10 protein-coding genes are annotated in these 11,325 nt (G+C 70.6%); 6 read left to right on the forward strand and 4 right to left on the reverse strand.

Features of this window, described 5'->3' with window-relative positions; all coding sequences use genetic code 11:
- The first annotated feature begins 120 nt into the window (after positions 1-120).
- From curA to NGJ44_RS22510, 3 genes are all read left to right on the forward strand, one after another.
- Complete coding sequence (curA, locus tag NGJ44_RS22500; protein WP_251865944.1) at positions 121-1,170, forward strand: NADPH-dependent curcumin/dihydrocurcumin reductase; 1,050 nt, start codon at positions 121-123, stop codon at positions 1,168-1,170.
- Positions 1,167-1,847 (forward strand): type 1 glutamine amidotransferase domain-containing protein, encoded by a 681-nt coding sequence (locus tag NGJ44_RS22505; protein WP_251865946.1) that lies wholly within the window; start codon positions 1,167-1,169, stop codon positions 1,845-1,847. Before curA ends, NGJ44_RS22505 begins: the two co-directional genes overlap by 4 nt.
- Positions 1,848-1,934: 87 nt before the next feature.
- A complete protein-coding gene (locus NGJ44_RS22510) occupies positions 1,935-2,537 on the forward strand; it encodes an HD-GYP domain-containing protein (protein ID WP_251865948.1) in 603 nt (200 codons plus the stop codon).
- 22 nt (positions 2,538-2,559) lie between these two features.
- Here NGJ44_RS22510 and NGJ44_RS22515 read toward each other — a convergent pair whose 3' ends face one another.
- Entirely contained in the window at positions 2,560-4,161 is a 1,602-nt protein-coding gene (locus NGJ44_RS22515; protein WP_251865950.1) for a glycerol-3-phosphate dehydrogenase/oxidase, read from the reverse strand.
- A 62-nt stretch (positions 4,162-4,223) separates the two neighbouring features.
- Positions 4,224-5,009, reverse strand: a complete 786-nt coding sequence (locus NGJ44_RS22520) for a DeoR/GlpR family DNA-binding transcription regulator (protein ID WP_053246828.1) — start codon at positions 5,007-5,009, stop codon at positions 4,224-4,226.
- Between the two features lie 214 nt (positions 5,010-5,223).
- Between NGJ44_RS22520 and NGJ44_RS22525 the strand changes: the two genes are divergently transcribed.
- From NGJ44_RS22525 to NGJ44_RS22535, 3 genes are all read left to right on the forward strand, one after another.
- Positions 5,224-6,057: an SDR family oxidoreductase gene (locus NGJ44_RS22525; protein ID WP_251865952.1), complete on the forward strand. Its 834-nt coding sequence runs from the start codon at positions 5,224-5,226 to the stop codon at positions 6,055-6,057.
- A gap of 13 nt (positions 6,058-6,070) precedes the next feature.
- Positions 6,071-7,894, forward strand: coding sequence for a glycoside hydrolase family 15 protein (locus NGJ44_RS22530; protein ID WP_053246810.1), 1,824 nt, complete (start codon positions 6,071-6,073; stop codon positions 7,892-7,894).
- 82 nt (positions 7,895-7,976) lie between these two features.
- Positions 7,977-9,104: an acyl-CoA dehydrogenase family protein gene (locus NGJ44_RS22535; RefSeq protein ID WP_053246809.1), complete on the forward strand. Its 1,128-nt coding sequence runs from the start codon at positions 7,977-7,979 to the stop codon at positions 9,102-9,104.
- A 46-nt stretch (positions 9,105-9,150) separates the two neighbouring features.
- Here the strand turns inward: NGJ44_RS22535 and NGJ44_RS22540 are convergent, their stop codons facing one another.
- Positions 9,151-10,977, reverse strand: coding sequence for a tetratricopeptide repeat protein (locus NGJ44_RS22540; protein ID WP_251865954.1), 1,827 nt, complete (start codon positions 10,975-10,977; stop codon positions 9,151-9,153).
- 43 nt (positions 10,978-11,020) lie between these two features.
- The gene (locus tag NGJ44_RS22545) at positions 11,021-11,248 is read right to left on the reverse strand and encodes an RNA-binding S4 domain-containing protein (RefSeq protein WP_053246675.1); all 228 of its coding nucleotides are present in this window, start codon (positions 11,246-11,248) and stop codon (positions 11,021-11,023) included.
- Positions 11,249-11,325: the final 77 nt, after the last annotated feature.

Below are 11,325 nucleotides of genomic sequence, written 5' to 3' on the forward strand. Positions count from 1 at the left end.
GAGTTTAATTAATTATTTAATTAATTAAAAGACGGGACGCGCCGGATCGATCGGTGTGTAATCAAACCCTCCCCCTCCCTGCGCGGGTCCGATCGCGCATTGCACAGGAGATCGACACCCATGCCCCAGTCTTCCGCAGTCAACCGCCGCATCGTCCTGGCCTCCCGCCCGCGCGGCGAGCCCGCCGACGCCGACTTCCGGCTCGAAACCGGCGACGTGCCCCAGCCCGGCCCGGGCCAGGCGCTGCTGCGCACCGTGTACCTGTCGCTGGACCCCTATATGCGGGGCCGCATGAGCGACGCGCCTTCCTATGCCGCGCCGGTGGAGCTGGGGCAGGTGATGGTGGGCGGCACGGTATGCCGCGTGCAGGCTTCCAACCTGCCGGGCTACGCGCCGGGCGACTGGGTGCTGGCGCAGTCCGGCTGGCAGGACTATGCGCTGTCCAACGGGAAAGACCTGCTGCACCTGGGCGCGCATCCCGAACATCCGTCCTATGCGTTGGGCGTGCTGGGCATGCCCGGATGCACCGCGTACATGGGCCTGCTCGACATCGGCCAGCCGCAGGCCGGCGAAACGGTGGCGGTGGCGGCGGCCACCGGCGCGGTGGGCGCGCTGGTGGGCCAGATCGCCAAGATCCAGGGATGCCGCGTGGTGGGCATCGCGGGCGGGGCCGAGAAGTGCCGCTACGCGGTGGAGGAACTGGGCTTCGACGCCTGCCTGGACCACAAGGCGCCCGGGCTGGCGCAGCGGCTGGCCGAAGCGGCCCCCGCGGGCATCGACGTGTACTTCGAGAACGTGGGCGGCGCGGTGTTCGACGCCGTGCTGCCGCTGCTCAACCCGCGCGCCCGCGTGCCGGTGTGCGGGCTGATCTCGGCCTACAACGCGACCGCGCTGCCCGAGGGCCCCGACCGCCTGCCGCTCCTGATGCGCGCCATCCTGACGCGGCGCATCCGCATGCAGGGCTTCATTGTCTTCAGCGAATACGGCCACCGCTTCGGCGAGTTCCGCGACGCCATGGGCGCCTGGCTGGCGCAAGGCCGCATCAAATACCGCGAAGACGTGGTGGACGGACTGGAAAACGCGCCGCGCGGACTCATCGGTTTGCTCAGGGGCGAAAACGCCGGCAAGCGCATCGTGCGCGTGGGCCCGGACGCGAGGAGCGGAACATGAAAATACTCATTGTGCTGACTTCCCACGACAAGCTGGGCGATACGGGGCGCAAGACGGGGTTCTGGCTGGAGGAGCTGGCCGCGCCGTATTACGCGCTCGCCGACGCGGGGGCCGAGCTGACGCTGGCCTCGCCCGCGGGCGGCCAGCCCCCGCTGGACCCCAAGAGCGACGCGCCGCAAGCGCAGACCGACGCCACGCGCCGCTTCGCCGCGGACGCGCGCGCGCAGGACCTGCTGGCCCGCACGCTGCGGCTGGCCGAGGCGCGCGCTTCCGACTACGACGCCGTGTTCTACCCCGGCGGCCACGGCCCGCTGTGGGATCTGGCCGAAGACCCCCATTCCATTGCCCTCATCGAAACCATGCTGGCCGCGGGCAAGCCGGTGACGGCGGTATGTCATGCCCCGGGCGTGCTGCGCCGCGCGCGCACCGCCGACGGCAAGCCGCTGGTGCAGGGCAGGCGCGTAACGGGCTTTTCCAACTCGGAGGAGGCGGCCGTCCAGCTCACCGACGTGGTGCCCTTCCTGGTGGAAGACGAGCTGACGCGCCTGGGGGCGCACTATAGCCGCGCGCCCGACTGGCAGCCGCACGTGGTGTGCGACGGCCTGCTCATCACGGGGCAGAATCCGGCCTCGTCCGAGGGTGTCGCGCAGGCCCTGCTGGAGCGTCTGCGGGCCTGATGCCGGCAAGGGCTGTTGCAATGTGTCAGAATTGCCGCTTTTTGCGACATCGAGGCGGGCCGACTCCAGCCCCGCCCCGGATTCCAGATGCAATCGGATTTTCCACCACCCGTTCAGGAAGGCGGCAGCGAAGCGGCGCTATTTGCCGCGATATTGGCGAGGGACCCGGCCACCGGCCGGCATTGCGGCCGGGTCGTGGCGCTGAGCGTGGCCCTGGCCCGCGCCTGCGCGTTGACGGAGGCGGAAATCGGTTCGGTGGCGGTGGCCGCCCGGCTGCATGACGTGGGCAAGATCGGCACGCCCGACCGCGTGCTCTTCAAGCCCGGGCGGCTCGAAGGCGAAGACTGGGAAATCATGAAGCGCCATGCGGCCGCGGGCGCGGAGATCATCCTGCGCAGCGGCATGGCCGGCGGCGCCGTCATCGCCCGCGCCGTGCGGCACCACCACGAGCATTTCGACGGCTCGGGCTATCCGGACGGCCTGTCCGGAAGCGCCATTCCCCTGGCTTCGCGCATCATCGCGCTGGCCGATACCTACGATGCGCTGGGCGACGTGCGGCCCTATCATGCCGCGCGCGACCATGTGCGGATCATGGAAGTGCTGGAAAGCGAGTCCGGCGCCAAGTGCGATCCGGACCTGCTGCGCGTCTTCGTGCCGATGATAGGCCGCAGTCCGCTGCGGGCGCCCTGAGGCCCCCGCCCGGCGCCGTCCCTTACTTCGGCAGGCGGTAGTGGGCCGCCACGGCCTGCAGGTCGCGCAGCGTGCGCTGTTGCCAGGCCGCGTCGTGGCCCAGCTCTTCGGCGAGGATGCGCGCTACTTCGGGAGCGGCCAGCAGCGCCGCTTCGCAGTCCAGGAAGAGGGCGCGGTTGCGGCGCGCCAGCACGTCTTCGGCGCCGCGCGCCAGTTCGTAGCGCGCGGCGAAGCGCACGTGCGCCTCGGACAGGCCGCTGGCCTTGACCAGCATGCGCCCGGCGCCCGGCAGCGATTGCAGCAGGGGCAGGTCGTTGCCGTAGTAGCTGTCGGGCGTGCCCGCATGTTCTTCGGACGGCGCCAGGCCGGCCGCGCCGTGCAGCGCCAGCGTTTCGGTGCGGCAGCCCGCCTGTGTGAGCAACTGGTGCGAGATGGCCGTGTCCACCACGTCCTGCGCCATGCGGCGGTATGTCGTCCACTTGCCGCCCGTCACCGTGACCAGGCCCGCCTTGGACACCAGGATGGTGTGCTCGCGCGACAGCGATTTGGTCGAGGCTTCGTCCGTGGCCTTGACCAGCGGGCGCAGGCCGGCCCACACGCTGGTCACGTCGTCGCGGGTGGGTTTGCGGCTCAGGTAGCGAGCCGCGGTTTCCAGGATGAAGTCCACTTCCTGCGCGCTGGCGTCCGGGTCCAGCGGCAGGTCGGCGCGCGGGCTGTCGGTGGTGCCTACGATGGTGTGGCTGTTCCAGGGCACAACGAAAAGCACCCGGCCGTCGTCCGTTTTGGGAATGAGGATGGCGCGCTTGCCCGGCAGGAACTCGCGCGGCAGGGTGAGGTGCACGCCCTGGCTGGGCGCCACCATGGTGGGCGCGTTGCGGTCTTCCATGCGCCGCACGCTGTCCACCCACACGCCGGTGGCGTTGACCACGCAGCGCGCCCGCAGGGTCAGCGAGCCGCCGCCCAGCGCGTCTTCGGCGGTCACGCCGTCGATCTTGCCGCCGCTGGAGGTCAGGCCGGTGGCGCGCACGTAGTTGACGGCGGTGCCGCCCAGGTCGAACAGCGTGCGCATCAGGCTGATCGCCAGCCGCGCGTCGTCGAATTGCCCGTCGTAATAAAGCACGCCGCCGCGCAGGCCGCGCCCGCCGACCCGCTCGGCCAGCGTGGGCGCGTTGGCCAGCGTTTCGCGGCGCGACAGCCAGCGGCTGGGCGACAGGTTGAGCTTGCCGGCCAGCATGTCGTACATCTTCAGGCCGATGCCGTAGAAGGGCTGGTCGAGCAGGTTGTAGGCTGGCACCACGAAGCCCAGCGGCCATACCAGGTGCGGCGCGTTGCGGTTGAGCAGGCCGCGTTCGTGCAGGGCCTCGCGCACCAGGCTGACGTTGCCCTGGGCCAGGTAGCGCACTCCGCCATGGACCAGCTTGGTGGCTTTGCTGGAAGTGCCCTTGGCGAAGTCGGCGGCCTCGATCAGCAGGGTGCGGAAGCCGCGCGCGGCGGCGTCCACCGCCGTGCCGAGCCCGGTCGCGCCGCCGCCGATGACGATGACGTCCCACGAAGGCGTGTTGTCGAGCTGCGCGAGCAGGCGCTTGCGGTCGGGAGGGGTGACGGAGGCGGGGGTCTGGTTCATGTCGGTCGGGAGGCGGGCGGCGCCCGCGAAGCAGGATCTGGGTTCGGTCGCGCGGGGCGGTGTCAGGCGTTCTGCGGGGCCGGGTCGGCGGCCACTTCGCATCGCACGCCCGCGTCGGCCAGCACCTGGGCCAGCGGCTCTTGCGGATGGGCGTCGGTGAAGAAGCGGTCGATCTCGGAAATGTGCGCCAGCTCCACCATGGCCTGGCGCTGGAATTTGCTGCTGTCGGCGGCCAGCCAGACTTCGCGCGACTGTTCGATGATGGTGCGCGACACCCGCACTTCGCGGAAGTCGTAATCGCGCAGCGTGCCGTCGGCCTCGATGCCCGAGATGCCGATCAGCCCGATGTCCACTTTGAACTGGCGGATGAAGTCCATGGTGGCCTCGCCCACGATGCCGCGGTCGCGCGAGCGCACCACGCCGCCGGCCACGATGACTTCGCAATCGGGGTTATCGGACAGGATGTCGGCCACGTGCAGGTTGTTGGTGATGACCCGCAATCCGCGATGGCGCAGCAGCGCGCGCGCGATGGCCTCGGTGGTGGTGCCGATGTTGATGATGAGCGAACAGCCGTCGGGCACGGCGCGCGCCACCGCCTCGGCGATGCGCTGCTTGCCGGCCGCGTGCAGGCCCTGCCGCTTACGGTAGGCGATGTTTTCGATGGTGGAGGCCTCGATGCGCACGCCGCCGTGAAAGCGCGACAGCAGGCCGGCTTCCGACAGAAAATGCACGTCCCGCCGCACGGTTTGCAGCGTGACGCCGAAACGCCTGGCCAGTTCCTCGATAGAGGCCGAGCCCTGGGCGCGCACCATTTCGATCAAGGCGCTTTGTCTGGGATTGAGAGTCATGCTCGTATCATAAAACAACAAAAGCGAAAAATAACGCCCTTTTTGAAGATTGTTTTTGTTCGATTACCGCCAAAAACGCAAGTGAAACGAACGGTTGTGTCCCCGCCGGACGCGGCGCTAAGCTAGGGACTGGACGGTTTCCAGACGGGAATTGCGGCCCGGGCGCGGGGGGCGGTCCGGTTTCCGCGGCCGGGGTCCGCCATCGGAGGCAGGCATGCAGCACGCGAACGCTGGCAGGAGAGATCTGCACGGCCGGGTGGCCGTGGTGACCGGCGCGTCTTCCGGCATCGGCCGGGCCACCGCCATCGCGCTGGCGGCGCAGGGTGCGCGGGTGCTGGTGAATCACCGTGCCGGGGGCGATTCCCAGGCGCGCGCGGCGGCGGTGGTCGAAGACATCCAGCGCGCCGGCGGCACGGCCGTGACCTCGGCGGCCGACGTCTCGCGCGAATCCGACGTCGAGCGCCTGTTCGACGACGCGGCGCGGCGCTACGGGCGGCTGGACATCCTGGTGAGCAATGCCGGCATCGAGCACCCGTCCCCCATTGCCGACATGTCGCTGTCCGACTGGCGGCAGGTGATCGACACCAATCTCACCGGCGCTTTCCTGTGCGCCCGCGAGGCAGTGCGGCGTTTCCGCGACAATCCGGCCGACGCGGCCCGCCAGGGGCTGTGCCTGGGCAACATCATCTTCATGAGCTCGGTGCACGAGGTGATTCCCTGGGCGTTCCAGGCCAACTATGCGGCCTCCAAGGGCGGCATTTCGCTGCTCATGAAGTCGCTGGCGCAGGAGCTGGCGCCGGAGAAGATCCGGGTCAACGCCATCGCCCCGGGCGCCATCCGCACCGCCATCAACCAGCCCGCCTGGGGCACGCCGCAGGCCCTGGAGTCGCTGCTGCGGCTGATTCCCTACGGCCGCATCGGCGAGCCTGAAGACGTGGCCCGGGCCGCGGCCTGGCTGGCCTCGGACGACTCGGACTACGTCACCGGCACCACGCTGTTCGTGGACGGCGGGATGACGCTGTACCCCGAGTTCCGCGGGGCGGGCTGAGGAGCGCGGCCCGATGTCCCGGCCCCTCGAAGACTACGGCCTGATCGGCAACATGCTCTCGGCCGCGCTGGTGGCGCGAGACGGCTCCATGGACTGGCTGTGCCTGCCGCATTTCGACTCGCCCGCGTGCTTCGCGGCGCTGCTGGGCGATGCGGACAACGGCCGCTGGCGCATCGCGCCGCGCGGCCCCGCCGTGCGCACCACGCGCCGCTACCTGCCCGATACGGCGGTGCTGGAAACCCGCCACGAGACGGCCACCGGCGCGGTGCGCGTCTACGATTTCATGCCGCTGTCCGACGACGACGAGCGTGTGGACGTGGTGCGGGTGGTGCGCGGCGAGTCGGGGCACGTCGCCATGCAGATGGAGCTGGTGCTGCGCTTCAACTACGGCCAGGCCGTGCCCTGGGTGCGCCGCCGCGACTACGGCCTGAGCGCCATCGCCGGTCCCGACGCGGTAGAGCTGCACACGCCCGTGGCCCTGGAAGGCCAGGACATGAAGACCGTGGCCCAGTTCGAGGTGCGCGACGGCGAAATCGTGCCGTTCACGCTTTCGTACCACCCCTCGCACAAGACGCCGCGCTTCGTGCCCGACCGGATGGAAAGCCTGGACCGCACCACCTCGTGGTGGCAGGAATGGGCCCGCCGCTGCCGCTGGGACGGGCATGGCGGCGGAGCCTGGCGCGATGCCGTGGTGCGCTCGCTCATCACGCTCAAGCTGCTGACGTTCCAGCCCACCGGCGGCATCATCGCGGCGCCCACCACCTCCTTGCCCGAGTCGCTGGGCGGCAGCCGCAACTGGGACTACCGCTATTGCTGGCTGCGCGACTCGGCCCTGACCCTGTATGCCCTGCTCAACGGCGGCTACCGCGAAGAAGCCGAGGCGTGGCGGCAGTGGCTGCTGCGCGCGGTGGCGGGCCACCCCAGCCAGTTGCAGATCATGTACGGCATCGCCGGCGAGCGCTGGCTGCCCGAGCACGAGATTCCCTGGCTGGCCGGCTACGAAGGCAGCCGTCCGGTGCGGCTGGGCAACGGCGCGGCCAGCCAGACGCAGCTCGACGTCTACGGCGAGCTGATCGAAACGCTCTACGCCGCCCGCGCGGCCGACCTGGCGCCGCTGGCCGAAGCCTGGCGGCTGCAGAAGGTGCTGCTGGATCCGCTGCGCGAGCGCTGGCGCGAGCTGGACCACGGCATCTGGGAGGTGCGCGGCGAGAAGCGCGCCTTCACGCATTCGCGGCTGATGTGCTGGATGGCGTTCGACCGGGCCGTGAAGTCTTGCGAGCGCTTCGGGCTGCGCGGCCCGGTGGATGAGTGGCGGCGCCTGCGCGAGGAAATCCGGCAGGACATCTGCCTCTACGGCTACGATGCGCGGCGCGGCAGCTTCGTACAGAGCTACGGCCAGACCGCGCTGGACGCCAGCCTGCTGCTCATTCCGCAGGTGGGCTTTCTGCCGGCTTCCGACCCGCGCGTGGCGGGCACGGTGCGGGCCGTCGAGGAAGAACTGGTGCGCGACGGGCTGGTGCGGCGCTATGCGCGCGAACATACCGACGACGGCCTGCCGGGCGAAGAGGGCGTGTTCCTGGCCTGCAGCTTCTGGCTGGCCGACGCCTACGCCATGCAGGAGCGCCTGACCGACGCCGAGCGGCTGTTCGACCGTCTGCTCTCGCTGCGCAACGACCTGGGCCTGCTGGCCGAGGAATACGACGTGGGGCGGCGCAGGCTGGTGGGCAATTTTCCCCAGGGTTTCTCGCACATCGGCCTGGTCAACACCGCGTACAACCTGCACGCGGCGGTCGGCCCGGCGCGCCAGCGCGCGCAGCGCGACGCGCCCAGCGGCTGAAGGGCCGCGCCGGTGTATTCTCGCTGTCGCGCATGCGCCCAAAAGGCGCGTGCGCATAAATAAATACAGACAGGAGACCCCGATGCTATTGACCGAAGAACAACTGAGCGTCCAGGAAATGGCGCGCCGTTTCGCCCAGGAGCGCCTGGCGCCCGAATCCGCGCGCTGGGACCGCGAACATCATTTTCCGGCCGACGCGGTCGAGGAAATGGCCCGGCTCGGCTTCTTCGGCATGCTGGTGCCGGAGCAATGGGACGGCAACGACAGCGGTTACGTGTCCTACGCGGTGGCGCTGGAGGAAATCGCCGCCGGCAACGGGGCGCTGTCCACCATCATGAGCGTGCACAACTCGGTGGCCTGCATGCCCATCCTCAAGTACGGCACCGATGAGCAGAAAGAACGCTTCCTGCGTCCCTTGGCGCGCGGCGAGCACCTGGGGGCGTTCGCCCTTACCGAGCCGCAGGCGGGCTCGGACGCCAGCAGCCTGCGCACGCGGGCGCAGCGCGACGGCGGCGACTACGTCATCAACGGGTCCAAGCAGTTCATCACCTCGGGCCGCAACGGCGACACGGTCATCGTGTTCGCCATGACGGATCCGGCGGCCGGCAAGCGCGGCATGTCGGCCTTCATCGTGCCCACCGACACCCCGGGCTACCGCGTGCTGCGGGTGGAAGACAAGCTGGGCCAGCATCTGTCGGACACCTGCCACATCGCCTTCGAGGACATGCGGGTTCCGGCCGAATGGCGGCTGGGCGCGGAGGGCGAGGGCTACCGGATCGCGCTATCCAATCTCGAAGGCGGCCGCATCGGCATCGCCGCGCAGTCGGTGGGCATGGCGCGCGCGGCCTTCGAATGCGCGCGCGACTATGCGCGCGAAAGACAGGCGTTCGGCAAGCCCATTATCGAGCACCAGGCCGTGGCATTCCGGCTGGCGGACATGGCCACCCGGATTCACGCGGCTCGCCAGATGGTGCTGCACGCGGCGGCGCTGCGCGAGGCGGGCCGGCCGGCCCTGGCCGAGGCATCCATGGCCAAGCTCTACGCGTCCGAGATGGCGGAAAAGGTCTGCTCGGCCGCCATCCAGACCCTGGGCGGATACGGCTACCTGAACGATTTCCCGGTGGAGCGCATCTACCGCGACGTGCGCGTGTGCCAGATCTACGAAGGCACGAGCGATATCCAGCGCCTGGTGATCGCCCGCAGCCTGTAGCGGCGGCGGGCCGCACGCCTCGCCGGCCGCGCCTGGCCGGCCGCGCCTAGCCAGCCGCCTGCAGGGCTTGGTCCACGGCCGCCTGCGCGGCGCCGGGCAGCGGATGCTCCCGTTGCAGCAGGAGCACGCGCTCGCGGTATTCGGCCGCCGCCTGGGGCCGGGCTTTTTCCATGGCGCGCAGCGTGCGCGCCAGCAGCAGCCGGGCGTTGACGCTGTGCGGGTGGGCCAGGCATTGCCGCAGGTTGCCGTCCAGGATCTCGCGTTCTCCGTTCAGTCCGGGTTCCCGCGGGTCGCCAGCGCCGTGGCAGCGCACGGCCAGCAACTGCTCCAGGCGCAGCAGGTAATCGGCGAAGCCAGGGCCCTCGGGCACCTGGTAGGCGGCCGGCGCGGGCTGCGGGCGCAGCGCGGAATGCCGCGCCAGCAAGGCCAGCATGTCCCGGGCCAGGCCGCTCAGCGCCGCGGCCGGATCGGCCGGCGCAAAGCGGGCCGACAGCTCGCCCACGCAAGATTCGTCTTCCATGCGCAGCAGCCGCAATTGCGCCGTCCACGGACCCGAAGGCGGGGCCAGCAGGTGCGTAAGCACCACGAAGTCGCTCTGCGCCTCGCATTGGGCCGCGTAGCGCAGGGCGTCGTTGTCGTCCCAGGCGCGCGCGCTCAGCACGAAGCCGGGCGAGGGCTGCGTCAGCCAGGGCACCAGCGTCTGCGTGCGCGCGCCGGCCAGCAGGCGGGCCTGCTCGTTCAGGTAGAGCGGCACGGCGCGGCTCAGCCTGCCCGCGGCGTCGGCGAGCTGGCGTTCGGGGCGTGCCGGGCCGGCGCCGGCATCGGCCGAGGCGCCCAGGAACGTCACCAGCACCGCGTCGTCGGCCGGCCGCGGGTAGAGCGCGGCGGCGGCCGAGTCTTCGGCCAGCCACACCGGCCCCTGGGCGGAAAGTATGTTCATGCGCATGGGCGCGGATTCCGGCACGGCGCCGTCGCCGACGCGAAGGCGCGCCAGTTCGGCGTCCCAGTAGGCCAGCGCCTCTTTCCAGTCGGGCCGCTGCTGCGCATACAGCGCGTCGAGCGCCTGCCGCGCCGGTTCCGGGCGCCCCAGCGCGGCGTAGGCCCTGATGAGATTGCCGCCCACGCCCATCCCGTGCGCCGCGGCGTCGAAATGGGGAGCGGTCATGGAAACCAGCGCCTCCAGCTGGCCCGAGCGGCCCAGGTCGCCGCTCATGCGCAGCAGCAGGTCCGCGGGGACGGGCCGACCGGCGCGTTCGAGCGCCAGGCGGTAGTAGCCGAGAGCGCCGGCCAGGTTGTGCGCGCCCAGTTCGCCGTGCGCCAGCCAGAGCTGGGCGCGCCAGCTTCCGGGCAGCCCGGCCACGCGCCGCATCGCGGCCAGGCCGGCCGTGTCGCCGCCGTGCTCGCGATGGATGGCCTCGAACCATCCCAGGCCGTTGTCCTGGTTCGGGTCGAGCTCCAGCGCGCGCCACAGCGTGTCCAGGGCGGCGGCCTGGTCGCCGCGCTCCGCGTGGACCTTGGCGAGGTTGGTCAGCACCACGCCGGTGGGGCCGTGCGTTTCGATGTGGCGCTCGAGCACGCGTTCGCTGTCGTCGAGCCGCCCGTTCTCCAGGTGGACGATGGCCAGCAGCACCGCGCCGCGCTCGCCGCCGCCGTCCAGCTCGTACAGGCGTTCGGCCGCGTCGGCGAGGTCGGCATGCAAGCCGTCGCCGAGCGACTGCACGAGCAGGCCCGCCAGCGCGTCGGCGTCGTCCCAGCGCTGCCGGATGGCGTCGGGCAGCATGCGGGTGCGCCACTCCTGGCGGGTTATCTGGAATTCGCGGCCATAGGCGTCATAGACGCGGATCATGCCGCCGTCGGGTGCCGGATTGCTCATGGGGACAGCTCCTGGTGGGCCATGGGGCGGGTTCGGGAGAACGTCAGGGCGCCGCGGCCACGTCGATGCGGGCCTCGCCGCAGGTCACGGTCTGGCCCGCGCGTATCTTGGCGCTCTTGCGCGTTTCCACCGCGCCGTCCACGCGCACCAGGCCGTCGGCCACCAGCATTTTGCCGGCGCCGCCGCTGGCGCACAGGCCGGCGGCCTTGAGCAGCTGGTGGATTTCGATGAATTCGCTTCCGGGTGAAAGCGTGAAGGCGATGCGGGGCATGTGCGGTCCTGGAGCGGGGGTCAGGGCTGCCCGCCCGCGCCGGGAGCGGGCGGGGCGGGCGGAGCGGGTTCGGATGG

Origin of the sequence: Achromobacter sp. Marseille-Q4962, assembly GCF_943737005.1 — a bacterium.
GTDB lineage: Bacteria > Pseudomonadota > Gammaproteobacteria > Burkholderiales > Burkholderiaceae_B > Achromobacter.